Source organism: Aeromicrobium sp. CFBP 8757 (assembly GCF_014841755.1).
Classification (GTDB): domain Bacteria; phylum Actinomycetota; class Actinomycetes; order Propionibacteriales; family Nocardioidaceae; genus Aeromicrobium.
Window position 1 is genome coordinate 63,082 of the sequence record NZ_JACYUM010000006.1, and the last position, 24,575, is coordinate 87,656.

At 69.6% G+C, this 24,575-nt stretch carries 23 protein-coding genes; 11 read left to right on the plus strand and 12 right to left on the minus strand.

The annotated features are described in order from the left end of the window. Positions 1-8: 8 nt before the first annotated feature. A complete protein-coding gene (gene gyrB, locus IFT73_RS16070) occupies positions 9-2,012 on the minus strand; it encodes a DNA topoisomerase (ATP-hydrolyzing) subunit B (RefSeq protein WP_192168495.1) in 2,004 nt (667 codons plus the stop codon). Between the two features lie 206 nt (positions 2,013-2,218). On the opposite strand from gyrB, the gene IFT73_RS16075 reads away from it, so the two are divergent. Beyond that, positions 2,219-3,013: a phosphatase PAP2 family protein gene (locus tag IFT73_RS16075; protein ID WP_192168496.1), complete on the plus strand. Its 795-nt coding sequence runs from the start codon at positions 2,219-2,221 to the stop codon at positions 3,011-3,013. A gap of 238 nt (positions 3,014-3,251) precedes the next feature. Here the strand turns inward: IFT73_RS16075 and IFT73_RS16080 are convergent, their stop codons facing one another. The 5 genes from IFT73_RS16080 to dnaA all read right to left on the minus strand — a co-directional run bounded on the left by IFT73_RS16080 (position 3,252) and on the right by dnaA (position 8,777). Then, the gene (locus IFT73_RS16080) at positions 3,252-3,743 is read right to left on the minus strand and encodes a DUF721 domain-containing protein (RefSeq protein WP_192168497.1); all 492 of its coding nucleotides are present in this window, start codon (positions 3,741-3,743) and stop codon (positions 3,252-3,254) included. Then, positions 3,736-4,860: a DNA replication/repair protein RecF gene (gene recF, locus IFT73_RS16085; RefSeq protein ID WP_056604138.1), complete on the minus strand. Its 1,125-nt coding sequence runs from the start codon at positions 4,858-4,860 to the stop codon at positions 3,736-3,738. Before recF ends, IFT73_RS16080 begins: the two co-directional genes overlap by 8 nt. A gap of 20 nt (positions 4,861-4,880) precedes the next feature. Then, positions 4,881-5,786 (minus strand): phosphogluconate dehydrogenase (NAD(+)-dependent, decarboxylating), encoded by a 906-nt coding sequence (gnd, locus tag IFT73_RS16090; protein ID WP_192168498.1) that lies wholly within the window; start codon positions 5,784-5,786, stop codon positions 4,881-4,883. A 32-nt stretch (positions 5,787-5,818) separates the two neighbouring features. After that, positions 5,819-6,961 (minus strand): DNA polymerase III subunit beta, encoded by a 1,143-nt coding sequence (gene dnaN, locus IFT73_RS16095; RefSeq protein WP_056604132.1) that lies wholly within the window; start codon positions 6,959-6,961, stop codon positions 5,819-5,821. 349 nt (positions 6,962-7,310) lie between these two features. Continuing rightward, positions 7,311-8,777, minus strand: a complete 1,467-nt coding sequence (dnaA, locus tag IFT73_RS16100; protein ID WP_056604129.1) for a chromosomal replication initiator protein DnaA — start codon at positions 8,775-8,777, stop codon at positions 7,311-7,313. A 350-nt stretch (positions 8,778-9,127) separates the two neighbouring features. Here dnaA and rpmH point away from each other — a divergent pair, with 350 nt between their 5' ends. From rpmH to IFT73_RS16140, 8 genes are all read left to right on the plus strand, one after another. After that, positions 9,128-9,265, plus strand: coding sequence for a 50S ribosomal protein L34 (gene rpmH, locus IFT73_RS16105; RefSeq protein WP_056210619.1), 138 nt, complete (start codon positions 9,128-9,130; stop codon positions 9,263-9,265). 4 nt (positions 9,266-9,269) lie between these two features. After that, the gene (gene rnpA / locus IFT73_RS16110) at positions 9,270-9,620 is read left to right on the plus strand and encodes a ribonuclease P protein component (RefSeq protein ID WP_192168499.1); all 351 of its coding nucleotides are present in this window, start codon (positions 9,270-9,272) and stop codon (positions 9,618-9,620) included. 52 nt (positions 9,621-9,672) lie between these two features. Next, complete coding sequence (gene yidD, locus IFT73_RS16115) at positions 9,673-9,894, plus strand: membrane protein insertion efficiency factor YidD (RefSeq protein ID WP_235501909.1); 222 nt, start codon at positions 9,673-9,675, stop codon at positions 9,892-9,894. After that, positions 9,879-10,985, plus strand: coding sequence for a membrane protein insertase YidC (gene yidC, locus IFT73_RS16120; RefSeq protein ID WP_192168500.1), 1,107 nt, complete (start codon positions 9,879-9,881; stop codon positions 10,983-10,985). Before yidD ends, yidC begins: the two co-directional genes overlap by 16 nt. Then, complete coding sequence (locus IFT73_RS16125) at positions 10,982-11,452, plus strand: R3H domain-containing nucleic acid-binding protein (RefSeq protein WP_192168501.1); 471 nt, start codon at positions 10,982-10,984, stop codon at positions 11,450-11,452. Before yidC ends, IFT73_RS16125 begins: the two co-directional genes overlap by 4 nt. Positions 11,453-11,532: 80 nt before the next feature. Further along, positions 11,533-12,108, plus strand: coding sequence for a 16S rRNA (guanine(527)-N(7))-methyltransferase RsmG (rsmG, locus tag IFT73_RS16130; protein ID WP_371811307.1), 576 nt, complete (start codon positions 11,533-11,535; stop codon positions 12,106-12,108). A 34-nt stretch (positions 12,109-12,142) separates the two neighbouring features. After that, entirely contained in the window at positions 12,143-13,111 is a 969-nt protein-coding gene (locus tag IFT73_RS16135) for a ParA family protein (RefSeq protein ID WP_192168503.1), read from the plus strand. Next, positions 13,108-14,001 carry a ParB/RepB/Spo0J family partition protein gene (locus IFT73_RS16140; RefSeq protein ID WP_192168504.1) on the plus strand — a complete coding sequence of 298 codons (894 nt, stop codon included), beginning with the start codon at positions 13,108-13,110 and terminating at the stop codon, positions 13,999-14,001. The genes IFT73_RS16135 and IFT73_RS16140 overlap by 4 nt, the downstream gene beginning before the upstream one ends. A gap of 116 nt (positions 14,002-14,117) precedes the next feature. On the opposite strand, the gene trxA is transcribed toward IFT73_RS16140, so the two are convergent. From trxA to IFT73_RS16165, 5 genes are all read right to left on the minus strand, one after another. Further along, positions 14,118-14,450, minus strand: coding sequence for a thioredoxin (gene trxA, locus IFT73_RS16145; RefSeq protein ID WP_056604111.1), 333 nt, complete (start codon positions 14,448-14,450; stop codon positions 14,118-14,120). Positions 14,451-14,498: 48 nt separating this feature from the next. After that, a complete protein-coding gene (trxB, locus tag IFT73_RS16150) occupies positions 14,499-15,482 on the minus strand; it encodes a thioredoxin-disulfide reductase (RefSeq protein WP_192168505.1) in 984 nt (327 codons plus the stop codon). Positions 15,483-15,590: 108 nt separating this feature from the next. Continuing rightward, on the minus strand, positions 15,591-17,159 hold the full coding sequence (locus IFT73_RS16155) for a protein kinase family protein (protein WP_192168506.1): 1,569 nt from the start codon (positions 17,157-17,159) through the stop codon (positions 15,591-15,593). A gap of 69 nt (positions 17,160-17,228) precedes the next feature. Then, complete coding sequence (murJ, locus tag IFT73_RS16160) at positions 17,229-18,869, minus strand: murein biosynthesis integral membrane protein MurJ (protein ID WP_192168507.1); 1,641 nt, start codon at positions 18,867-18,869, stop codon at positions 17,229-17,231. Next, complete coding sequence (locus tag IFT73_RS16165; RefSeq protein WP_192168508.1) at positions 18,862-20,928, minus strand: DUF6049 family protein; 2,067 nt, start codon at positions 20,926-20,928, stop codon at positions 18,862-18,864. Before IFT73_RS16165 ends, murJ begins: the two co-directional genes overlap by 8 nt. 72 nt (positions 20,929-21,000) lie before the next feature. On the opposite strand from IFT73_RS16165, the gene IFT73_RS16170 reads away from it, so the two are divergent. Together IFT73_RS16170 and IFT73_RS16175 are read left to right on the plus strand one after the other, a co-directional pair. Then, positions 21,001-22,443: a CCA tRNA nucleotidyltransferase gene (locus IFT73_RS16170; RefSeq protein ID WP_371811308.1), complete on the plus strand. Its 1,443-nt coding sequence runs from the start codon at positions 21,001-21,003 to the stop codon at positions 22,441-22,443. Between the two features lie 38 nt (positions 22,444-22,481). Further along, positions 22,482-23,411: a DUF808 domain-containing protein gene (locus IFT73_RS16175; RefSeq protein WP_056604094.1), complete on the plus strand. Its 930-nt coding sequence runs from the start codon at positions 22,482-22,484 to the stop codon at positions 23,409-23,411. Between the two features lie 66 nt (positions 23,412-23,477). Here the strand turns inward: IFT73_RS16175 and IFT73_RS16180 are convergent, their stop codons facing one another. Then, positions 23,478-24,557, minus strand: a complete 1,080-nt coding sequence (locus IFT73_RS16180) for an inositol-3-phosphate synthase (protein ID WP_056604090.1) — start codon at positions 24,555-24,557, stop codon at positions 23,478-23,480. Between the last annotated feature and the right edge of the window lie 18 nt (positions 24,558-24,575).

Below are 24,575 nucleotides of genomic sequence, written 5' to 3' on the forward strand. Positions count from 1 at the left end.
CTGTCAGATCAGATATCGAGGAAGCGGACGTCTTTGGCGTTGCGCTGGATGAACGAGCGCCGCTGCTCGACGTCCTCGCCCATCAGGATCGTGAACATCTCGTCCGCGACCGCTCCGTCCTCGAGCGTCACCTGGCGCAGCACGCGCTGGGCCGGGTCCATCGTGGTGTCCCACAGCTCGGAGTCGTTCATCTCGCCCAGACCCTTGTAGCGCTGGACCGGTGCCTCCTTGGGCAGGCGGCGTCCGGCCTCCTTGCCGGCCGCGAGCAGACCGTCGCGCTCGGCGTCGGAGTAGGCGAGCTCGGCCGGCGCGTTGGTCCACTTGATCTTGTAGAGCGGCGGCATCGCGAGGTAGACGTGACCCGCGTCGATCAGCGGCTTCATGAACCGGAACAGCAGCGTCAGCAGCAGCGTCGAGATGTGCTGGCCGTCGACGTCGGCATCGGCCATCAGCACGATCTTGTGGTACCGCAGCTTGGCCATGTCGAAGTCCTCGTGCACGCCGGTGCCGAGCGCCGAGATGATGGCCTGCACCTCGGTGTTCTGCAGGATCTTGTCGATGCGCGCCTTCTCGACGTTGAGGATCTTGCCGCGCAGCGGCAGGATCGCCTGCGCGTACGGATCGCGTCCGCCCTTGGCCGAGCCGCCGGCGGAGTTGCCCTCCACGATGAAGATCTCGCACTCCTCGGGATTGCGCGACTGGCAGTCGGCGAGCTTGCCGGGGAGCCCGCCGCCACCCATGAGCCCCTTGCGGTTGCGGGCCAGGTCGCGGGCCTTGCGGGCGGCCATGCGGGCCGTCGCGGCGTCGATCGACTTGCGCACGATCGTCTTGCCCTCGGCGGGGTTCTGCTCGAACCAGGCGCCGAGCTCGTCGTTGAGCACCGACTGCACGTAGGACCGCGCCTCGCTGTTGCCGAGCTTGGTCTTGGTCTGGCCCTCGAACTGCGGCTCCTCGAGCTTGATCGAGATGATCGCGGTGAGGCCCTCGCGGATGTCCTCGCCCGAGAGGTTGTCGCTGGCCTTCTTGATCAGGCCCTGCGCCGTGGCGAACTTGTTGACCGTCGCGGTCAGCGCGCCGCGGAAGCCCTCCTCGTGCGTGCCGCCCTCGTGCGTGTTGATCGTGTTGGCGAACGTGTGGACCGACTCGATGAAGCTGTCGTTCCACTGCATCGCGATCTCGAGCGACAGGCCCTTCGACTCGTCCTCGGACTCGATCGAGATGACGTCGCGGTGGATCGGCGCCTTGCTGCCGACGTTGATGTGCTCGACGTAGTCGACCAGGCCCTTGTCGAAGCGGAAGCGTGCGTCGCGGACGCGGTCGTCGCCCTGGGGGCCGTCGGCGCCCTCGACGTCGGGACGGTCGTCGCGCAGCACGAGCTCGAGGCCCTTGTTCAGGAAGGCCATCTCGCGGAAGCGCTTCTCGAGGGTGTCGTAGCTGTAGTCGACGGTCTCGAAGATGTCGGCGCTGGCGTAGAACGTCGTGGTCGTGCCGGTCTCGCTCGTCTCGGCACCGCGCTCGAGCGGGGCGTCGGGCTCGCCGTACGTGAACGACTGCGTCCAGACGTAGCCGTCGCGCTTGACCTCGACATAGAGCTTTGTCGACAACGCGTTGACCACCGAGACGCCGACTCCGTGCAGACCGCCCGAGACCTTGTAGCCGCCGCCGCCGAACTTGCCGCCGGCGTGCAGCGACGTCAGCACCAGCGTGACGGCCGGGATCTTCTCGGTGGGGTGCTCGTCGACGGGGATGCCGCGACCGTCGTCCTCGACGCGGATGCCGCCGTCGGCCTGCATGACGACCTTGATGTGGGAGGCGTACCCCGCGAGGGCCTCGTCGACCGAGTTGTCGACGACCTCGTAGACGAGGTGGTGCAGTCCGCGCTCACCGGTCGAGCCGATGTACATGCCGGGACGCTTGCGCACCGCCTCCAGCCCCTCGAGCACCTGGATGTTGCTGGCGTCGTACGACACAGGATCTGGAGTTTGGGTCACCTCATCAGTATAGGGGGCCATTCTGTGCGTCTGAGGACATACCCACAGATGTGGAGCTGCGTGTCGACGCGCCACGGTGCCCACCAGAGCCACGTAACGGCACCTGTGACGACGTCGTGGACCCGGTGTCAAGTCCCAGTAAGGTCCCCGACGCTCCGATCGGCCCCATGGGCGAATGCGTTCCACGTGGAACACGTGTTCTGGGGGTCGTGAGGCATCGTGGAGGGATGAGCACCACGATCGTCCGCCGCGACACGACCGCCTCGTCGGTCACCGCTGCGCTCCTCGGGGTCCTGACGCTCGTCGTCCTGGTGCGGGTCGCCCTGCAGTCGCAGCGCGGACAGGACTGGGACGACGCCGCGATGCACACCGTGATGGGGGGTCGCGACACCCGCCTGGCGGTGCTGAGCCTGCTCGGGTACGTCGGCATCGGCGCGATCGTGGCGGTCGTCGCGGCGTGCGTGGTCGTCTCGGTGCTGCGCGGTCGCATCGCCCTGGCGGTCGGGGCCGTCGTCGTGATCGCCGGCTCCAACGTCACGACCCAGCTGCTCAAGCACTCCGTGCTCGAGCGGCCCGATCTGGGCCTCGGGACCCTCAACAGCCTGCCGAGCGGGCACACGACGGTCGTCGCGAGCGCCGTCGGCGCCTCGATGGTCGTCGCTCCCCGCGCCTGGCGGTCCCTGGTGGCCCTCGGCGGCGGGCTGGCGACGACCCTCACGGGCGCCTCGACGATCGTGGCGGGCTGGCACCGACCGTCCGACGTCGTCGCGGCGCTCGCGGTCGCGCTCGTGTGGACGGCCGGGGCCGCGCTGCTGCTGCGCGGACCGGCGTCGCCGATCGCCGGCACCACGGCGGGCGCCGTGGTGGGATGCGTCGCCGCGATGATGCTGCTGGTCGCGATCGGCGTCCGTCCCGTCGCGGGGTGGGACGGTTTCGTCGAGGCCTCGCTCGTGCTGGGTCTGGTCACCGCCGCCACCGCGACCTTCGTCATCGCCGCCGCCTCCACCGCCCCCGACGACTGACCCACGCGATCGGGGTCGCACCGCCTCCCCGCCCAACCCCGTTCGCCGGGGACGGAGCTCGGGGTACCTCCCGCAAGCGCAGCGAGCGGGGAGACCCCCGGCCGCAAGCGGCCTCCCTGGCGACCGATCGCCGTAGCCACGGGCCGAGCGAGCGAAGCGAGCGAAGGCAGGCGCCCGTGCGGAGCACGGCAGCCGCGAGGGACGAGCGGCTGGAGCGGCGAGGGACGAGCCGCGCGCCTCAGCCGTAGGTGTCCCGCGGGCCCCGGGCGCCGCGGATCGATCGTGGTCCGTTCTTCCACGAGGGCGCCTGCGGACCCCGCACGTCGATGCGGGTGACCGTCCCGTCGCCGAGGGCCTCGTTGAGCTTGGCGACGATGCGGGGCGCCAGCAGCTTGAGCTGCGTCGCCCATGCCGTCGACGTCGCACGGACGTGCACCACGGTGTCCTCGAAGCCGTCGATCTGGGCGTGCTGGGCGACCTCCGGACCGACGATCTTCGTCCAGTCCGTGAAGATCCGCTGGTCGTCGAGCTTCTCGGCCCAGCCCTGGTTGCGCACCACCTGGTCGAGCAGGTCGGAGATCGGCGAGGGGTCCTCGTTCTTGGCGCGCGACGGCCTGATCGGGCCGGACCGTCGTCGGGGGCGCTGCCCGCCGCCGGCGCCCGGGGCGCCCGCACCCTTGTACGACTGCGCGATGCGTCGCGCGAGCTCGAGGGGGTCGTCGTCAGTCACGCACGACCTCGCCGCCCGCGACCCTGAACCGGTGCCCCTTCAGCGCATCGGGCACGTCGTCGGCGACCGCCGCGGTGACGAGCACCTGCTCGGCGTCGGCCACCAGACCCGCGAGCTGCTCGCGGCGACCCTGGTCGAGCTCGGCGAAGACGTCGTCGAGGATCAGCACGGGGTCGTCGTCGTCGGCCCGGAGCAGCTCGAACGACGCGAGCTTCAGCGCGAGCGCGAACGACCACGACTCGCCGTGGCTCGCGTAGCCCTTGGCGGGCAGGTCGCCGATCGTCAGGACGACGTCGTCGCGGTGCGGACCGACCAGGCTGATGCCGCGGTCGACCTCGTCGCGGCGGCGGCGCTCGATCTCGTCGAGGATCAGCCGCTCGATCGTGGCCTGGTCGCGCAGCTCGGGGTCGAGCACGACCGACGAGCGGTACGTCGCGAGCACGATCCGGCGGTCCGGGGCGGACGCCGCGGCGACCCGCTCGTACGCGTCGATCAGGTGGGGAGCCAACGCGTCGAGCAGCGTCAGCCGGGCGGCGACGAGCTCGGCGCCGGTGCGGGCGAGGTTCTCGTCCCAGATGTCGAGCGTCGCGATCTCGACGTTGCGGCGACCGCGCGCCGACTTGAGCAGCGTGTTGCGCTGCTTGAGCACGCGGTCGTAGTCGGCCTTCACCCCCGCGAGCCGTGGCGTGCGCAGCACCAGCAGAGAGTCGAGGAACCTGCGCCGGTCCGACGGATCGCCCTTGACGAGCGCGAGGTCCTCGGGCGAGAAGATCACGGTGCGCAGGACGCCCACCAGGTCGCGGGTGCGCGGCAGCGCCCCGCGGTTGATCCGGGCACGGTTGGCCCGGCCGGGCGTGATCTCGAGCTCGAGCAGCGCCGTGCGGTCGCCCTTGACGACGTCGGCCCGCACGATCGCCTGGTCGGTGCCGGCCCGCACCAGCGGGGCGTCGTTCGACACGCGGTGCGAGTCGAGGCGCGACAGGTAGTCGATCGCCTCCACCAGGTTGGTCTTGCCCTGGCCGTTGGAGCCGATGAACGCGGTGGCGCCGCGCTCGAGCTCGATCTCGACGTCGGAGTAGGAACGGAAGTCGTGCAGGATCAGCTTGCTGACGTGCATGCGGTGCCCGTCGTCACGGCTCAGGCGTCCTTCGGGTCGTGACCTGCCTCGGCGGCGGCCTGCACGGCGTGGCCGCCGAACTGGTTGCGCATCGCGGCGACGGCCTGCATCGCCGGCGACTCGTCCTGGCGCGACGTGAAGCGGGCGAACAGCGAGGCCGCGATGGTGTGCATCGGGACGGCGTTGTCGATGGCCGCCTCAACGGTCCAGCGTCCCTCGCCCGAGTCCTCGGCGTAGCCGCGGATCTTCGACAGGCCCGGGTCCTCCTCGAGCGCCTTGACGAGCAGGTCGAGGAGCCACGAGCGGACGACGGTGCCCTCGCGCCACGAGTCGAAGACCGCCGTGACGTTGTCGACCATGTCGACCTTCTCGAGCAGCTCGTAGCCCTCGGCGTAGGCCTGCATCATGGCGTACTCGATGCCGTTGTGGACCATCTTGGAGAAGTGGCCGGCCCCGACCCGTCCGGCGTGGACGAAGCCCGACTCGCCCTCGGGCTTGAGGGCGTCGAAGGCCGGCTGCACCTTCGCGATGTCGTCGGCCGTGCCGCCCGCCATCAGCGCGTAGCCGTTCTCGAGACCCCACACGCCACCGCTGACGCCGCAGTCGACGTAGCCGATGCCCTTCTCGGCGGCCAGTGCTGCGTGCTTCTCGTCGTCGGTCCAGCGCGAGTTGCCGCCGTCGACGATGACGTCGCCCTCGTCGAGCAGGTCGAGCAGCTCGGTGACGGTCGAGCGGGTGATGTCGCCGGCGGGCACCATGACCCACACGACGCGCGGCGCCGGCAGCTGCTCGACCATCTCGGCCAGCGAGGTGACGTCGGTGACGTCGGGGTTGCGGTCGTAGCCGACGACGGTGAGGCCGCCCTTGCGCAGGCGGGTGCGCATGTTGCCACCCATCTTGCCGAGTCCCACGAGTCCGATGTGCATGTCCGCTCCTGACGGTCGGGTGTGTCCGGTGATCAGCTCTGCAGGCGTACGGGCATGATCAGGTAGCGGAACGCGACGTCGGGGTCGGCTCCGATCTCCGGTACTCCCGAGATGGCCGCAGGCTTGGTGTGCTGCGTGAACGACAGGTGCACGACGGGCTCTGACATGACCGCGAGGCCCTCGAGCAGGTACGTCGGGTTGAACCCGATCGAGATGTCGGCACCGTTGATGGTGGCCTCGATGGACTCCGAGGCCTGCGCCTCGTCGCCGCTGCCCGCCTCGAGCAGCAGGACGCCGTCGGAGAAGGTCAGCCGGACGGGGGTGTTGCGCTCGGCCACGAGGGCGACGCGCTTGACCGAGTCGACGAAGGCCTGGGTCTGGACGTAGGCGACGGTCTCGGCCTGGGCCTGGAAGAGCTGGCGGACGCGCGGGAAGTCGCCCTCGAGAAGACGGGTCGTGGTGCGGCGCGTGCCGTTGCCGACGACACCCTCGAAGCCGATCAGGCCGTCGCCGGACTCACCCGACGACACCGCGATCGTGACGTCGCCGCCACCGGTCAGCGAACGGGCGGTCTCGTTGAGCACGCGGGCGGGCACGAGCGCGTTGCCCGACAGGTCGCTGGCCTCGGGGAACCACTGCAAGTCGCGCAGGCTGGCGCGGAAGCGGTCGGTCGCCATGAGCGAGATCGTCGATCCCTCGAGCTCGAGGCGGACGCCGGTCAGCAGCGGGAGCATCTCGTCGCGGCCGGCGGCGGCGCTGGCTTGCGCGACGGCGGTGGAGAAGTCCTCCGAGCGGACCGTGCCGGTCGCGGTCGGCATGTCGGGCAGCTGCGGGTACTCCTCGACGGGCATGGTCTGCAGGCTGAAGCGGGCGCTGCCGCACACGACCTGCACCTTGGTGCCCTCGAGCGACACGTCGACCGGCTTGGCGGGCAGCGACTTGACGATCTCGGCGAGCAGACGGCCCGAGACGAGGGCCCGGCCGTCGGCACTGACCTCGGCCGGCAGCGTCGCGCGCGTCGAGGTCTCGTAGTCGAAGCCCGAGAGCGTTAGTCCGTCGGCGGCCGTCTCGACCAGGAGACCGGCCAGGACCGGCACGCTGGGGCGGTTGGGCAGGCTGCGCGCCGTCCACGCGACAGCGTCGGCGAGGGTGTCGCGCTCGATACGGAACTTCACGTGATGGGGCCTTTCCGAGGACGGGATCCGTCGTGGTTGATCCTGCCACGGTGCGCTGTCCACACACACCTCGGGACGTCACTTCGGCGGGAGCTGTCGATGTAGAGAAGAGTAGTAGTCGTAGTAGCGTCTGTGGATTCGGTGGACAACCGCTGTAGCCCCTGCGACGACTGCGAATCGGCCCGTGGACAACCTGTGCGGCGCGAGCTCGTGAAACTACACGTTCCTGTGGACGTCGGCGCGGCGTTCACATGCCGTTCACACCCTGACACCCGATGTCCACGGAATGCGTCGGGTTTCCCACAGGGCCGTCCCCAGCTGTGCACGATCGTGCCGAGGACGACCGGGATCACGACTGTCGGGCCTGCTGCTTGATGCGTGCGGTCAGCTCGGTGACCTGGTTGTAGACCGCGTGCTTCTCGGCCATGAGCTTGCGGATCTTGCGATCGGCGTGCATCACGGTGGTGTGGTCGCGGTTGCCGAACTCCTGCCCGATCTTCGGCAGCGACATGTCGGTGAGCTCGCGGCAGAGGTACATCGCGATCTGCCGGGCCAGCACCAGGTTGCGGCTGCGGTTGGTGCTGCAGAGGTCGTCGATCGAGAACTCCGAGTACGCCGCGGTCTGCGCCATGATCATGCCGGCCGTGATGTCGGGCTCCTCGCCCTCGGCGATCAGGTCCTTCAGGACGATCTGCGCGAGCTGGAGGTCGACCGTCGTGCCGTTCAGGTTGGCGAACGCGGTGGCGCGGATGAGGGCGCCCTCGAGCTCGCGGATGTTGGTCTGCACCTTGCTGGCGATGAACTCGAGCACGTCGGCGGGAGCCGTGAGCTTCTCGTTGGCCGCCTTCTTGCGCAGGATCGCGATGCGGGTCTCGAGATCGGGCGGCTGGACGTCGGTCGTCAGGCCCCACTCGAACCGGTTGCGCAGGCGGTCCTCCAGCGTCGTCAGGTTCTTGGGCGGCCGGTCGGACGTCATCACGATCTGCTTGTTCTCGTTGTGCAGTGCGTTGAACGTGTGGAAGAACTCGGTCTGCGTCGACTCCTTGCCCTCGAGGAACTGGATGTCGTCGACCAGGAGGACGTCGATCTCGCGGTACTTGCGCTTGAGGGCGGCGGTGCGGTTCTCGCGGATCGCGTTGATGACGTCGTTGGTGAACTCCTCGCTGTTGACGTAGCGCACCCGCGAGGACGGGTAGAGGTTCAGGACGTAGTGGCCGATCGCGTGCAGGAGGTGCGTCTTGCCGAGGCCCGACTCGCCGTGGATGACGAGCGGGTTGTAGGCCTTGCCGGGTGCCTCGGCGACGGCGACGGCCGCTGCGTGGGCGAACCGGTTCGACGATCCGATGACGAAGTTCTCGAACAGGTAGCGGGGGTTGAGGCGTGCCTCGGCGACCGTGCCGATGCGGGGCGGCGCGCTGGACCGCTCGGCCCAGCTGGGGACGAACTCGTCGCCGCTGTCGTCGTCCTCGTCATCGGGTTCCTGCTCCTGGGTCGACGCGCCGACTTGTCTGTTTATCGACAAATCGTCTTGTTGACTATGGAGGGAGTCGATCAGCGACGGGTCGATCGTGACGACGAGCCGGGTCTCCTGCTGCAACGTCGTGCTGATGGCGTGCTCGAGGGCGGGTCGCACGCGCGACTCGAGCTGCGCGCGCGTCAGGTCGTCCTGCACCGCGACGATCATGATGTTGTTGTGCAGCGTCAGCGGCTTGGCGGAGTAGACCCACACCTTGGCGCCGGGCGAGAGCGTTGCGACGGCTCGTTGCCAGACCTCGTTGAGATGCTCGTCGGGGCTGGCGTCCTGGCCGTCCTGCATGCAATGCCTCCCGACATGTCCCGATGAGGGAATGTGCACAGTGTTTTCCACACTGTGTGAATCAGAACTGGAGGGTTGTCTCCAGGTTGTGGAAAAGTCGTCAAGCGGCGACGCTAGCAGCGTTGCTGGTGCCAAACAAGCGGCTTTCCCCAAGCCCGCGGGACGCTACGGCGTGTCGTCTGGACGTGGGCGTCCACAAGGCGTAGGCAGGTCGGTTTGACCGAGATGTGGCACCCCCGTACCGTTGCCTAGTCGTCCCAGAACGACCCCCGCCGCATGCTCATGATCATCGATGATCGTGGGCGAGCGGTGGCCGTCGAACGGCCCAGTCCAAGATCCGAGGATTCATCGTGAGCAAGCGCACCTTCCAGCCCAACAACCGTCGTCGCGCCAAGAAGCACGGCTTCCGTCTTCGCATGCGCACCCGCGCCGGCCGCGCGATCCTCGCGGACCGCCGCCGCAAGGGTCGCGCCAAGCTGTCCGCCTGAGCCGTTGCTCGCACGCGGTCACCGCATGCGCAGCGGCGAGGACTTCCGGCACACGATCCGTCGTGGCGCCAGGGGTTCGCAGCCGACTCTCGTCACCCACGTCGTGCTCGGCGCACGCGCCACCGGAACCGACGGACCCACGTCCGTCGGTTTCGTCGTGAGCAAGGCCGTCGGATCGGCGGTCGAGCGCAACCGCGTCAAGCGGCGGCTGCGGCACCTGATGCGCGACCGCGTCGAGAGCCTGCCGCCCGGATCGCGCGTCGTCGTGCGAGCGCTGCCGGCGTCCCACGCCGCCGGGTCGGCGACCCTGGCCGAGCACCTCGACGCTGCACTGCGGCGATCCGGTGCGCGGTGAGGTCGACGTGTCGATGAGGCGGGGCTCCCCGCCCGCGATCGTCCTGATCTGGATGCTGAGGGCGTACCGATTCGCCATCAGCCCGTTGTACGGCCAGGTGTGCCGCTACCATCCGACCTGTTCGGCCTACGCTTTGCAGGCCGTGGAGACTCATGGAGCGGTGCGCGGTTCCTGGCTCGCGGGTCGTCGCGTCCTGCGATGCCACCCCTGGAGCGCGGGCGGCTACGACCCGGTTCCGCAGTCACGTAGAGGAGAACAATGTTCGGCTTCCTAGGCGACATCGGCGGCGCCATCATGACGCCTCTGTACTACGCCGTGTCGGGGATCCTGCTGGTCTGGCACAAGATCTTCGAGACCGTCGGGCTCTCCGGTGACTCCGGGTGGACCTGGGCGCTGTCGATCATCGGCCTGACGATCACGATCCGCACGCTGCTTATCCCGCTGTTCGTCAAGCAGATCAAGTCGAGCCGCAACATGCAGCTGCTGCAGCCTCAGATCAAGGCGCTGCAGCAGAAGTACAAGCACGACCGGGAGCGCCTGACGCAGGAGCAGATGAAGCTCTGGAAGGAGACGGGCACCAACCCGTTCGCGTCGTGCCTGCCGCTGATCCTGCAGATGCCGATCTTCTTCGCGCTGTTCCGCGTGATCGACCAGGCCGCCAAGAACGGCGCCGAGGGTGCGCGCGGCTTCCTCGACGGTGCCGACGCCGAGTCGCTGAAGGAGGCCGTGCTGCTGGGTGCCCGCATCGCCGACACGTTCGTCAGCAGCAGCGAGGTCGAGACCAAGATCATCACGATGTCGCTCGTCGTGATCATGTGCATCACGCAGTTCACGACGCAGCGCCAGCTCATGAGCAAGAACATGCCCGCCGACGCCATGACGGGTCAGTACGCGCAGCAGCAGAAGCTGCTCCTCTACGTGCTGCCGGTCGTGTTCGCCGTCGGTGGCGTGGCGTTCCCGCTGGGTGTGCTCTTCTACTGGACCACGTCGAACTTCTGGACCATGGGCCAGCAGTTCTACGTCATCCGGAACAACCCCGCGCCCGGCACGCCGGCGTTCAAAGCCAAGCAGGACCGCGACAAGAAGCGGGGCAAGGACGTCGCAGAGGACCCGTTGAAGCCCGAGATCGAGGAGGGCCCCAAGCCCGCTCCCCGCGCCCAGCCGAAGAACCAGCCGCGCAGCCAGCGCAAGAAGCCGGCGCAGCCGGGCAACGGCCAGCAGAAGCCGAACCCGGCCAAGAAGCCCCAGCAGAAGCCCGTGGCGAAGAAGAAGCCGGACATCACGGCCCAGGACCCCAGGAACACGCCCAAGAAGACGCCGAAGAACGATCCCAAGGACGACCCGAAGAAGGGTGGCACGTCATGACCGACGCCGCGAAGCTGGAGAACGAGGGCGACATCGCCGCCGACTTCCTCGAGGGTCTGCTCGACATCGCCGACCTCGACGGTGACATCGACATGGACGTCGACGGCGACCGTGCCGCGGTCGAGGTCGTCGGTGGCAACCTCGATCACCTGGTCGGTCGCGAGGGCGAGGTGCTCGACGCCCTGCAGGAGCTGACGCGGCTGGCGGTCTATCGCGAGACGGGTGAGCGCAGCCGGCTGATGCTGGACGTCGCGGGGTTCCGGGCCGCTCGCCGCACCGAGCTGGTGGCGATCGCCCAGACGGCGATCGAGTCGGTCAAGGGCGGCGAGACCTCGGTGTCGCTCGACCCGATGACTCCGTTCGAGCGCAAGGTCGTGCACGATGCCGTCGCCGAGGCAGGCCTGGAGAGCTCGTCGGACGGCACCGAGCCCCACCGCTACGTCGTCGTGCACTCGGCGGGTGAGTAGTCATCTCGATGTCTGACTCCCCCGACTCCCCGGAGGTCGGCGATGTTTCACGTGGAACACCCCCGCCGCACGCGGCGGGGGTGTTCGCGTCCCGGATGCATCTGGCCGAGCAGTACGCAGAGATCCTCGCGACGGACGGCGTGGTCAAGGGCCTGATCGGCCCTCGTGAGGTCCCCCGCCTGTGGGACCGTCACCTGATGAACTCGGCCGTCGTGGTGCCCCGCGTCCCCCACGGTGCATCCGTGGCCGACGTCGGTACCGGCGCGGGTCTTCCCGGTCTGGTCTGGGCCATCGCACGTCCCGACCTCCGGGTGACACTGATCGAGCCCCTGCTGCGGCGGACCACGTTCCTGGACGACACCGTCGCCCGTCTCGGCCTGAGCAACGTGGAGGTGCTGCGCAGTCGCGCCGAGGACGTCACCGCGTCGTTCGACGTGGTCACGGCCCGCGCGGTCGCCGCCCTCGACAAGCTCGGTCGCTGGTGCATGCCGCTGGTGTCCCCCGGTGGCGTCATGCTGGCGATGAAGGGACGGTCTGCGGCCGAGGAGGTCGAGGTCGCGACGGCCACGCTCCACCGTCTCGGCGCGACGTCTATCGTGGTGACGACGTACGAGAACGGCGACGTGCCGACCACCGTCGTGGAGGTCACCAAGTGAGCCATGTTTCACGTGAAACGATGAAGGGGCAGGCATGAACGACCAGCAGCCCACCCGGCGCACGCCGCCCACGGCCGCATCGACCTACAGCGTGCCGGTGCCGTCGAACGACGACTCGACTCCCCTGGCGGCCGCTGCCCAGCAGCACGTCTCCCTGCTGCAGCGCGCATCGGCGATCCAGCGCTTCGAGCGTCCCGTGCACTCGCGGGTCTTCGTCGTCGCGAACCAGAAAGGTGGCGTGGGCAAGACCACGACCACCGTCAATGTCGCGGCGGCCCTCGCACTGAAGGGTCTGCGCGTCCTCGTGGTCGATCTCGATCCGCAGGGCAATGCGTCGACGGCGCTCAACGTCCCGCACTCCGAGGGCACCCCCGGGGTGTACGAGGCGATCGTCGAGGGCGTCGACCTCGACGAGCTCGTCAAGCCCTGCCCCGACATTCCCGGGCTCACGGTGCTGCCGGCGTCGATCGACCTGGCCGGCGCCGAGATCGAGCTCGTGTCGCTGGTCGCACGGGAGTCCCGACTCGACCGTGCCCTGCAGTCGTACCTGAAGGACTGCGAGGCGGCGGGTGACCGCATCGACTACGTCCTGATCGACTGCCCGCCGTCACTGGGCCTGCTGACCGTCAACGCGATGGTCGCCGGGCGTGAGGTGTTGATCCCCATCCAGTGCGAGTACTACGCGCTCGAGGGCCTGGGTCAGCTGATCCGCAACATCGATCTGATCCGCGCCCACCTGAACCCCAAGCTCGAGATCACCACGGTCCTGCTGACGATGTACGACGGCCGCACGCGGTTGTCGGCCGGCGTCGCCGAGGAGGTGCGTGGTCACTTCGCCGAGAAGGTCATCACGACGCCGATCCCGCGGTCGGTCCGCATCTCGGAGGCACCGAGCTACCAGCAGTCCGTCATCACTTACGACGGCACCTCGTCCGGGGCGCTGTCCTACCTGGAGGCCGCGCGCGAGATCGCGTTGGCCGGGAGCAAGGGAGCCACCCGATGAGCACACGTCGCGGACTGGGCCGGGGGCTCGAGTCCCTCATCCCGTCCAGCTCGGCCGACGCGGCGGCGTCGGGTCTCAAGGAGATCGAGGGCGCACGGTTCGCCGAGATCCCGTTGGGCCAGATCGTCGCGAATCCCCGTCAGCCGCGCCAGGTGTTCGACGAGGACCACATGGCCGAGCTGGTCCACTCCATCAAGGAGGTGGGCCTGCTCCAGCCGGTCGTCGTCCGCGAGGTCGCCAAGGATCGCTACGAGCTGATCATGGGGGAGCGTCGCTGGCGGGCCAGCGGCAAGGCGGGTCTGGAGACGATCGGCGCGATCGTGCGCGAGACGTCCGACGAGGACCTCCTGCGCGACGCGTTGCTCGAGAACCTGCACCGCTCGCAGCTCAACCCGCTCGAGGAGGCGTCGGCGTACCAGCAGCTGCTGGAGGACTTCGGGTGCACGCACGAGGAGCTCGCCGACCGCATTGGACGCTCCCGTCCGCAGATCAGCAACACCCTGCGTCTGCTGAAGCTGACGCCGACCGTGCAGCGCCGCGTCGCCGCCGGGGTGCTGTCGGCCGGGCACGCCCGCGCACTGGTCAGCGTCGCCAATCCCGAGATCCAGGATCGTCTGGCCACGCGGGTCGTGGCCGAGGGTCTGTCGGTGCGCGCCCTCGAGGAGATCGTCACGGTCGGTCCCGACGCGGCCAAGCGCCCCGCCGCGCGCCAGTCGGCGAAGGCGTCGGCCCCACGGCTGGCCGATCTCGCCGCCCGGCTGTCGGAGCGGTACGACACCCGCGTCAAGGTCGACCTCGGCCGGTCGAAGGGACGCATCACCGTCGAGTTCGCCACGATCGACGACCTCGAGCGCATCGTCGAGATGATGGACCCGAAGAAGCCGTCCTGACAAAGCGATACGACGACAAATAAACTTGTCGACATATCGATCTGACGACACGGTGGCTATGGACACGAAAAAGCCCGGCATCCACGAGGATGCCGGGCTTCGTCGTCAGCGTCGGATCAGCTGGTGTACTCGTTCAGGTCGTTCAGGATCGCGCTCTTGGGACGCACGCCGACGATCGACTTCACGACCTCGCCCTTGTAGTACAGGTTCATGGTCGGCAGGCCGGTCACGCGGTACTGCGCCGGCGTGACGGGGTTGGCGTCGGCGTCCATCTTCAGGATCGTGAGCTTCTCGCCCTTCTCGGTGGCGATCTCCTCGAGGATCGGGGCGAGCTGGCGGCACGGGCCGCACCAGCTGGCCCAGAAGTCGACCAGCACGGGGCCGTCGGCCTGGAGGACGAGCTCGTCGAAGTTCGCGTCGGTGACCGCGGCGAGGGTGGATTCTGCCATGGGGTGCTCCTTAGGGTCTGTGTAGAGGTGAACGTCGGGGAGGGCTGGTTATTCCGCCCACTGCGCCATCGCGACGTCCGTGGCGGGCTCGCCCGCGGAGTCGATGTCGGCGAGGAAGCGCTCGGCGTCGAGGGCTGCCGCGCAGCCCGTGCCCGCGGCCGTGATGGCCTGGCGGTAGGTGTGGTCGACCAGGTCGCCCGCTGCGAAGACACCGGTCACGTTGGTCGCGGTGGAGCCGGCCTGGACCAGGACGTAGCCCTCGTCGTCGAGGTCGACCTGACCCGTCAGCAGCTCCGAGCGCGGGTCGTGGCCGATCGCGATGAACAGGCCCGTCGCGTCGAGGCGCCGCGTCTCGCCGGTCACGGTGTCGCGCAGCGTCAGGGCCTCGAGCTTGTCGTCGCCGATGATCTCGGCGACCTCGGAGTTCCAAGCGATCTCGATCTTGTCGTTGCCGATCGCACGGTCCTGCATGATCTTCGAGCCACGCAGCTCGTCACGACGGACGACCATCGTGACCTTGGAGGCGAAGCGCGTCAGGAACGTCGCCTCCTCGAGAGCGGAGTCGCCACCGCCGACGACCACGATGTTCTGCTCGCGGAAGAAGAAGCCGTCGCAGGTCGCGCACCACGAGACGCCGTGGCCGGACAGGCGGTCCTCGCCGTCCACGCCGAGCTTGCGGTAGCCCGAGCCCATCGCCAGGACGACGGCCTTGGCACGGTAGGTGCTGCCGTCGTCGAGGTGGACGGTCTTGATGTCGCCGGTCAGGTCGACCGAGGTGACGTCGTCGGTGACGAGCTCGGCGCCGAAGCGCTCGGCCTGCGCGCGCAGCTTGTCCATGAGCTCGGGGCCCATGATGCCGTCGGGGTAGCCGGGGAAGTTCTCGACGTCCGTCGTGTTCATCAGGGCGCCACCGGCCGTCACCGATCCCTCGAACACGAGCGGCTCGAGGTTCGCGCGGGCCGCGTAGATGGCCGCGGTGTAGCCCGACGGACCCGAGCCGATGATGATGAGGTTGCGAACGTCGTCACTCATGGAGATCCCTCTGCTGGGTGGTGAGATGGTGGCCGGTGCGATGACCGGATGCATGGATGTCAACGAATTCTAGGTGCCAGACATTCCATCGGCCGCCCCGCGTGCGGGTCACGAACGACCGCGCACCACGACGTCGTCGATCTCGCCTCGGAAGACCCCGGGCTCGACCTCGGGCAGCGACGTCAGCCAGACCACGAGGTAGCGCGTCACGATGCCCGAGCGCAGCGAGATGCTGGCGTCGGAACCGGCCGAGTCGACCGTCGCCACGTCGGTCAGGCCGCGTCGCACCCGTGGCGTGCGATCGGTGTCCTCCGAGGCGGCGTAGACCACGATGCTGGTGGGCGATCCGGAGAGCCGCAGGCGCAGGGAGTCGACCTCGCGCAGACCTCCGAGGTCGAGGACGAGCCCCACGCCGTCCTTGACGCCGCCGAGCTCGGGGGAGCCGAGGTACGTCGACGTCTGCCACCCCGTGGTCGGCAACCCGTCGATCGCGAGGCGCGCCTGGTCACGATTCTCGCGGCCGTCCTCGCCCTGGGGGTCGAAGTCGACGGCCCGCTGCACGGGCAGCACCCGCACGGGCGACGAGTCGTCGATCGGGTCGGCGGCGCGGTCTGTCTGCCGGCTGACCAGGAAACCCAGCAGCGACAGGATCACGAGCGCTCCGACCACGCCCAGCAGCACCAGGCCCCGATCGCCCTTCGCGGCCCTGCGCGCCTTCTGCTTGCCGCGCTCGAACGTCGTCGGGGGTGCCGGCTCGAACGCCTTGGGACGCCGTCGCGGTGGTTCGAGACCCGGCGGGGGCCCGCCGGGGACGATGACGGGGTCGAGTCGCAACAGGTCGGGGGACGAGATGGCCGCGAGGCTCGGCTGGTCGTCGTGGAGGTCGTCGTCCTCGCCCGACAGTCGCAGCGTGTGGGCGATGTCGGCGGCCTTGCGCAGCGGGGGCTCGTGGTGACGCGGGGGGGAGCCGAGGATGCGGTCGGCGATCGTGTCGATGTCGCGCGAGACACCGGCCCGGACCTGCCGGGGACGCAGCAGGCGACCGTGCTCGGCAGGTGCGGCGACCAGGCCGTCGACGTCGGCTCCCGGCCACCGGCCCGTCACGCTCGCGTAGAGCAGCTTGCCGATCGCCTGGACGTCGAGCTGCTCGTAGGCCTGGAGGTCCGAGAGCGTGTCCTGGCGCCCGACCGGCGCCAGGGCCGTCGCGACCCCCAGACCCACGACGCGGACGGCACCCGACTGCTTCAGCAGCACCTGGTGGGGCGTCAGCCGGCGGTGGTAGACGCCGTGCTCGTGGGCGTGGGCCATCGCCTCGGCCACCTCGGCCACGACCGTGGCAGCGCGGCGGTTGGGCAGGGGCGACTGGGCCAGCAGCTGGTCGAGCGGGAAGGCGCGGGCCCACTCGCGGACGACGAGGTGGTGGCGCTGCTCGTCCTCGATCAGGTCGAGCACCCGCAGGAACCGGGGATCAGTCACCGACGTCGACTCGCGGGCCGCGTCGAGGAAGTGCCCGGCGCGGGGATCGGCGCTCGAGATGATCTCGAGCCCGACGTTGCGGTTGAGCACCTGGTCGTGGGCGCGCCACGTCGAGGAGCCGTGCCGCTCGTTGACCAGGTCCTGCAGCTCGTAGCGGCGGGCGAGGACGTCACCGGAGGCCAGTGACCGCCGCTCGGCCATGCCCTCACCTCTCGTCCGCCCGTCTCGTGCCTGAGCCCATGCTAGACGGACCGGGCGCGAGCACCGGGCTCAGTCACCGCCGCGTCGGCGCAACGACGTCACCAGGTGGTTCAGCTCGTCGAGCCGGACGACCCGGGCGGCGGCGACGAAGGTGACCAGGCCCGCCAGACCGGCGACCACGGTCGTCACGGCACCCCCGACGGCGCGCAGCGGCTCGACCCCCGCGGCGTCGAGGCCTGCGGCGACGCCGAGCGTCACGAAGGCCGTCAGCACCAGCGCGACGACCATGCGACGGATGAAGAAGTGCATCTCGCGGTCGACCACCGGCCCGATCGCCCGTGACAGCAGCGTCACCGACAGGATCGACCCCACGACGTACGCGATGCCGTAGGAGAGGGCCAGCATCATCGCGACGCGGTCGGGCTCCACGAGGTGCACGAGCACGATCGCCACGGCCACGTTGACCGTCGCGATGACGACCTGGATCAGGAACGGCGTCTTGTTGTCCTCGTTGGCGTAGAAGCCGCGGAGCATCAGGTAGTGCACCGTGAAGGCGACGGTCGCCAGCGAGAAGGCCTGGATCGTGTGGCCGATCGCCAGCGTGCTGCCCCCGAGGGCTCCCAGGCCACCCGCGATGGCCGCCGCCGACTGGCCGAGGCACGCCAGCGCCACCGCGAGGGGGGCCACGATCACGAGGGCGATGCGGACCGTGCGACCCAGCTCGAGCCGGAAGCGGTCGTACTCCCGGTCGGACGCGAGGGCCGCCAGGGTCGGGATGACGGCGGTCGCGAGCGAGACCGTGATGACGCCGTGCGGGAGCTGGCTGATCAGGTAGCCGAGGCTGTAGACCGTCGAGCCCGCTGCCTTCTGGGCGTCGGCGGCACCCGCGATCGTCGCGCTGGTCGCGAGCCGTGCCACGACGATGAAGGCGATCTGGTTGACCAGGATGAACAGCAGCGTCCAGCCGGCGAGCCGCGCCGTGTGCCGCAGGCCGACGCCGCGGAAGTCGAACCGCGGGCGGAACCGGAAGCCCGCCCGCCGCAGGTAGGGGAGCAGCACCAGTGCCTGCAGCGCGATGGCACCCGTGGAGCCGAGCCCCAGCACGAGTCCCTGCGTCGTCGTGAACCCGTCGACGCCGTTGCTCGTCCCGAACACCACCGCGTAGGTGACGATGACGGCGCAGGCCACGACGTTGTTGACGATCGGCGCCCACATCATCGGCCCGAACCGGCCACGGGCGTTGAGCACCTGCCCGGTCAGCACGAAGACGCCGTAGAAGAAGACCTGCGGCAGGCAGAGCAGCATCAGCAGCTCGGCGGAGTCACGCTGCGCGGCCCTCTCGGGCTCGAAGAGGTCTCCGTCGAAGACGATGCGCAGCAGGACGGGCGTGAGCACCATCAGCACGAGCGTGCCGACGCCGAGGACCAGCACGCCGAGGGTGATGACGCGGTTCGCGTAGGCGGTGCCGCCGTCGTCGTCGTTCTTCATGGCCCGGACGAGCTGGGGAACCAGCACGACGTTGAAGACGCCGCCCGCCAGCAGGATGTAGAGCGTGTTCGGGATCGTGTTCGCGATGTCGAACAGGTCGCCGTTCAGCTGGGTGCCGATCACGACCGCGAGCAGACCGGCGCGCAGGAAGCCCGTGATGCGCGAGACGATCGTGCCGAGCGCCATCCACGCGCTGGCGCGGGCGATCGAGCGGTCAGTCATCGTCGTCCGCGAGGGGCTCGGTGACCCCGCCCCGGCCGGTGCGGCGACGGTGGAAGCGGCGCACCAGCGCGACCAGCACCAGGACGCCGGCGGCCCCCATCGCGACCCACAGCACCGTGCTGATGCTGCTCGACTGCACCTTGAACGTCGTCGTCGCACCGACGTCCTGGCCCTGCGAGGTGACCAGGCCGGCCGTGAGGAACGTCGTGCGCTGGGTGCCCAGGTCGATCTGCACCGTCAGGGTGCGCCGCTCGCCCGCCGCGATCGTGACGGGATCGACCGACGGGATGGCCAGCGCGGGATTGCTGGAGTCGAGGTCGACGCCGATGCGGATGGCCTCGTCGGTGTCGTTGCGGATCGTGAGGGGGAACCCTCCCTTCGAGCTCGACAGGGTCACCGACGACGGCGCCTCGATCGTGATGCGGTCGAGCGTCGCGCCGGTGCGTCGGGCCCGCGCCGCGGCGACCGTCAGGGCCTCGGAGCGGTCGAGCCGCCACCGCACGGCCAGCGCCTCGGCGACGCCGCGCGCCGACGAGGCGTCGAAGCCGTCGTTCTGCGCGATGATCGAGCCCAGGGTCTGCCCCGTCTGCAGGATCTCGGTCGCCGCGACGAGCTGGGCGCGCGACAGCGGTCGGGCCTTCGCGGTCGTCGGGACCGACCCGTCGTACGTCGCGAGCGACCGGGTCAGCAGCCCGTCGAGGCTCACGGGCTGCACGAACGGCGCCGAGAACGCGCTCGCGAGCTGGCCCGACGCCCAGTCGGCGCCGGGGTCCCACTGCGGGTCGACGAGCACGACGGCGTCGACGCGTGAGTCGGGGTCGATGGTCCGTTCGAGGGTGGCGAGCGCGGCCTCGCTCAGCACGCGCTGTCGCAGGGTCGTCGCGGAGTCCTCGCCCGGGGTGCTCCCGTCCCGGACGTCGTCGACCAGGAGCGGGACCGGGCCCTCCGAGGTGTCGTACTGCACGAGCGACCCCAGCCGGCGGTCCCAGTCGGGCACCGACGCCGGCGTCACGATGACGGGAGCGCCGCCGTCGCCGCGCAACGTGGTCAGCAGGTCACGGGTGACCCCGTCACGTGTCGGCCACGACACGCGACGCCCGCTCAGCTGGTACGTCGCGAGGACGCTCGAGGTGGCCTGGTCGACGGCCTCGCGCAGCGGGCCGGCCAGGTCGGGGTGCGCCGACAGCGCCAGGACGTCGGGGCGGTCGTAGTCGAGGATCCACGGGCTACGGGCACGGGCGAGGTCGAGCAGATCGGTCAGGAAGATCGACGCGGCCGCCTTCTGCTCGGCGGTCACCTCGACGTCGTCGCCGACGCGCCGGCCGTTCGCGACGTCGTCGACGCCCACGAGCAGGGCGGGGTCGACCACGATGGTCGAGCCCTCCGCGGGCGTGCTGGCGGCGAGGTCGAGCAGGTTGCGCAGCCGGCCACCCTGGCCGACGTCGGCCAGCAGGCTCCGCGGATCGGTGTAGTCGCCGTCGGCGCCGCGGCGGTCGGGCATCAGGAACGGCCACGCGACCGACGTCGGCACGGATCCCTCGGCGTCCGACACCAGCGGCAGGAACGTCGTGGCACGCGCGACCGCGACGGGGCTGCGGTTGCCCTCGTCGTCGGTCGCCAGGATCTGCACGCCGACGGGGTAGACGCCCTGCGCCCCCGTGATGCCGAGCTGCTCGTAGGGCACCTCGACGCGGAACGGCAGGGTCTGGCCCGCGGCGAGGTCGCCCATCTCGTCGAACGTCCCGGTCTCGATGACGCGGACGCCCGTGTATGCCTGGCCGTTGGACGTCGCCTGGTCGATCTGGCGCCGGGTCGTGAAGGGTGACGCGGGGATCACGAGGTAGGCCTGCACCGACGTCCACGCGTGGTCGTCGTCGTTCGTGACGGTGCCGGTCATCGTGACGTCGCGACCGGGGGCCAGCAGCGTCGGCTCGAGCGTCGTGATCGTGACCGAGAGCTCGGGGTCGTCGTCGGCCGCGCCGGCCGGAGCCAGGGCGCCGAGGGAGCACAGCGTGGTCAGGAGCAGCGCGACGAGGATCGTGCACCGGCGTCTGCTCACCCGGACATGCTAGACGCACGGGGCCCGCCGACAGGCCGAAGCGCCCGCGGCCCGACGGTAGAGTGTCTCCCCGTGCCCACGCCCTCATTGACCGCAGACCGCCGGGCCCGGATCGACGCCGAGCTCGACGCGCACCCGTTTTTGGCCGAGCTCGGAGAGCTGTTCGCCGCGGCGGGCCACGAGCTGTCGATCGTCGGCGGCCCCGTGCGCGACGCCGTGCTGGGCCGTCCCGGCAACGACTGGGACTTCGCGACCTCGGCCCGCCCCGACGAGATCGAGCGCATCGCGGCCGACTGGGCCGACGCGATCTGGGACGTCGGCCGCGAGTTCGGCACGATCGGGCTGCGCAGGGCCGGGCACCAGCTCGAGCTCACGACGTACCGCACCGACGCGTACGACGAGGGGTCCCGCAAGCCCGAGGTGCAGTTCGGCGACACGCTCGACGGCGACCTGTCGCGGCGCGACTTCGCGGTCAACGCGATGGCCATCCGGCTGCCGTCCCGCGAGTTCGTCGACCTGTTCGGCGGCCTCGACGACATCGACGCGGGGGTGCTGCGCACGCCCGTGACGCCCGAGCAGTCGTTCAGCGACGACCCGCTGCGGATGATGCGCGCGGCGCGGTTCGTCGCCCAGCTCGGCTTCACGGCGGCCCCCGAGGTCGTCGCCGCGATGACCGCGATGGCGACGCGGCTCGAGATCGTGTCGGCCGAGCGCGTGCGCGACGAGCTCGACAAGCTCGTCACCAGCTCCCATCCCGTCGCGGGGCTCCGGCTGCTGGTCGACACGGGCCTGGCCGAGCAGATGCTGCCCGAGCTGCCCGCCCTGATCCTCGAGCGCGACGAGCACCACCGGCACAAGGACGTCTACGAGCACTCGCTCACGGTGCTGGAGCAGGCGATCGAGCTCGAGCACCGGCTCGACGCGGCGCCCGACCTGGTCATCCGCCTCGCGGCGCTGCTGCACGACATCGGCAAGCCCAGGACGCGGCGGTTCGTCGAGGGCGGCACCGTCACGTTCCACCACCACGACGTCGTGGGCGCCAAGCTGGCGCGCAAGAGGATGAAGGCCCTGCGCTACAGCAACGACACGATCGACCAGGTCGCGTCGCTGATCGAGCTGCACCTGCGGTTCCACGGGTACGGCTCGGGCGAGTGGACCGACTCGGCCGTGAGGCGGTACGTCCGCGACGCCGGCGACCAGCTCGAGCGCCTGCACATCCTGACCCGCGCCGACTGCACGACGCGCAACCAGCGCAAGGCACAGCGCCTGCAGCGCACCTACGACGAGCTCGAGCGGCGCATCGCGGTGCTGGCCGAGGCCGAGGAGCTCGGCTCGATCCGTCCCGACCTCGACGGTGGCCAGATCATGTCGATCCTCGGCATCGCGCCGGGGCCAGAGGTCGGCGAGGCCTACCGGTTCCTGCTCGACCTGCGGATGGACCGCGGGCCGCTCTCCGAGGCCGACGCCACCGAGGCTCTCAGGGCGTTCTGGGCCGCTCGTCCGCAGCCGGAGTGATCTAGGCTCGTCACCATGAACCTCCTGGGACGTGCCTGATGGCCGGCGGACTCATGGCCCTGCTCGACGACGTCGCGGCGCTGGCCAAGCTCGCCGCCGCGTCGGTCGACGACATCGGCGCCGCGGCGGGTCGCGCCAGCACGAAGGCCGCGGGAGTCGTCGTCGACGACGCCGCCGTGACCCCGCGCTACGTCCAGGGCTTCGACCCCTCGCGCGAGCTGACGGTCATCCGCAAGATCGCCGTGGGCTCGCTGCGCAACAAGATCGTGTTCATCCTGCCGGCGGCGCTGCTGCTGAGCCAGTACGCGGAGTGGCTGCTGGCACCGATCCTGATGCTCGGCGGCACGTACCTCGCCTTCGAGGGCGCCGAGAAGCTGTGGGAGAAGTTCGGCCCCGGCGAGCACCACGGACCGGCCGAGCCGGTCGCGGCCGAGGGGGGCGCCGACCACGAGAAGACCATGGTCAGCAGTGCGATCCGCACCGACTTCATCCTGTCGGCCGAGATCATGGTCATCGCGCTGAAGGAGGTCACCGACGAGCCGTTCGTGTCGCGGGCCCTGATCCTGGCGGTCGTCGCCGTCGCGATCACCGCGCTCGTCTACGGGGCCGTCGGCCTGATCGTCAAGATGGACGACATCGGGCTGCACCTGGCCAAGAAGTCGTCGGCGGTCGCGCAGAAGGTGGGTCGCGGCCTCGTCGTCGGCATGCCGATCTTCCTGCAGGTGCTGGCCACCGTCGGCATCGTGGCGATGCTGTGGGTCGGTGGCCACATCCTGCTGGTCAACGCCGACGAGCTCGGCTGGCACTGGCCGTACGAGACGGTGCACCACTGGGAGGAGGGTGTCGGTGGCGGGGCGGTCGGCTGGCTCGTCAACACCGCCTCCTCGGCCGTCATCGGCGTCGTGGTCGGCGCGGTCGTCGTCGCGATCCTGCACCTGATCCCGCGCAAGGCCTCCGCGAAGCACTGACACCGACGACGAGGGGCCCGGATCCACACGGATCCGGGCCCCTCGTCCGTTCTGCTCAGTCAGCGGTCAGCGCTCGACCTCGCCGGCGATGTACTTCTCGAGCATCTCGCGACCCAGGTCGTCGGGACGCTGCTCGGGCGGCGACTTCATGAGGTAGGACGACGCCGAGAGCAGGGCGCCACCGATGCCACGGTCCTTGGCGATCTTCGCCGCGCGGATCGCGTCGATGATGATGCCGGCCGAGTTGGGCGAGTCCCAGACCTCGAGCTTGTACTCGAGGTTGAGGGGGACGTCGCCGAACGCGCGACCCTCGAGGCGGACGTAGGCCCACTTGCGGTCGTCGAGCCACTGGACGTAGTCGGACGGGCCGATGTGCACGTTCTTGGCGCCGAGGTCGTGGTCGATGTTCGACGTCACGGCCTGCGTCTTGGAGATCTTCTTGGACTCGAGGCGCTCGCGCTCGAGCATGTTCTTGAAGTCCATGTTGCCGCCGACGTTGAGCTGGTACGTGCGGTCGAGCACGACGCCACGGTCCTGGAACAGCTTGGCCATGACGCGGTGCGTGATGGTCGCACCGACCTGGCTCTTGATGTCGTCACCGATGATCGGGACGCCGGCGTCCTCGAACTTGCGGGCCCACTCGGGGTCCGACGCGATGAAGACGGGCAGGGCGTTGACGAAGGCGACCTGGGCGTCGATCGCGCACTGCGCGTAGAACTTGTCGGCCTGCTCGGAGCCGACCGGCAGGTACGAGACGAGGACGTCGGCCTGCGTGTCCTTGAGCACCTGGACGACGTCGACCGCCTCGGCGTCCGACTCCTCGATCGTCTCGCGGTAGTACTTGCCGAGACCGTCGAGCGTGTTGCCCTTCTGGACGATGACGCCGGTCGGCGCGACGTCGGCGATCTTGATGGTGTTGTTCTCGCTGGCCTGCGTGGCCTCGGAGAGGTCGAAGCCGACCTTCTTGGCGTCGACGTCGAACGCGGCGACGAACTCGATGTCATTGACGTGGTACTCGCCGAACTTGACGTGCATGAGCCCGGGGACGTTGCCCTCGGGGTCGGCGTCCTTGTAGTACTCCACGCCCTGGATGAGGGACGTGGCGCAGTTGCCCACGCCCACGATTGCTACGCGTATCGAACCCATGGGTTCTCCTTCGTTGAT

Excerpts from the sequence above, each read along its gene's own strand:
- gyrB (WP_192168495.1), bottom strand. The coding sequence starts at position 2,012 with ATGGCCCCCTATACTGATGAGGTGACCCAAACTCCAGATCCTGTGTCG.
- IFT73_RS16075 (WP_192168496.1), top strand. The coding sequence starts at position 2,219 with ATGAGCACCACGATCGTCCGCCGCGACACGACCGCCTCGTCGGTCACC.
- recF (WP_056604138.1), bottom strand. The coding sequence starts at position 4,860 with ATGCACGTCAGCAAGCTGATCCTGCACGACTTCCGTTCCTACTCCGAC.
- gnd (WP_192168498.1), bottom strand. The coding sequence starts at position 5,786 with ATGCACATCGGACTCGTGGGACTCGGCAAGATGGGTGGCAACATGCGC.
- dnaA (WP_056604129.1), bottom strand. The coding sequence starts at position 8,777 with ATGCAGGACGGCCAGGACGCCAGCCCCGACGAGCATCTCAACGAGGTC.
- yidD (WP_235501909.1), top strand. The coding sequence starts at position 9,673 with ATGCTGAGGGCGTACCGATTCGCCATCAGCCCGTTGTACGGCCAGGTG.
- yidC (WP_192168500.1), top strand. The coding sequence starts at position 9,879 with ATGTTCGGCTTCCTAGGCGACATCGGCGGCGCCATCATGACGCCTCTG.
- IFT73_RS16125 (WP_192168501.1), top strand. The coding sequence starts at position 10,982 with ATGACCGACGCCGCGAAGCTGGAGAACGAGGGCGACATCGCCGCCGAC.
- IFT73_RS16135 (WP_192168503.1), top strand. The coding sequence starts at position 12,143 with ATGAACGACCAGCAGCCCACCCGGCGCACGCCGCCCACGGCCGCATCG.
- IFT73_RS16140 (WP_192168504.1), top strand. The coding sequence starts at position 13,108 with ATGAGCACACGTCGCGGACTGGGCCGGGGGCTCGAGTCCCTCATCCCG.
- trxA (WP_056604111.1), bottom strand. The coding sequence starts at position 14,450 with ATGGCAGAATCCACCCTCGCCGCGGTCACCGACGCGAACTTCGACGAG.
- trxB (WP_192168505.1), bottom strand. The coding sequence starts at position 15,482 with ATGAGTGACGACGTTCGCAACCTCATCATCATCGGCTCGGGTCCGTCG.
- IFT73_RS16155 (WP_192168506.1), bottom strand. The coding sequence starts at position 17,159 with ATGGCCGAGCGGCGGTCACTGGCCTCCGGTGACGTCCTCGCCCGCCGC.
- murJ (WP_192168507.1), bottom strand. The coding sequence starts at position 18,869 with ATGACTGACCGCTCGATCGCCCGCGCCAGCGCGTGGATGGCGCTCGGC.
- IFT73_RS16175 (WP_056604094.1), top strand. The coding sequence starts at position 22,482 with ATGGCCGGCGGACTCATGGCCCTGCTCGACGACGTCGCGGCGCTGGCC.
- IFT73_RS16180 (WP_056604090.1), bottom strand. The coding sequence starts at position 24,557 with ATGGGTTCGATACGCGTAGCAATCGTGGGCGTGGGCAACTGCGCCACG.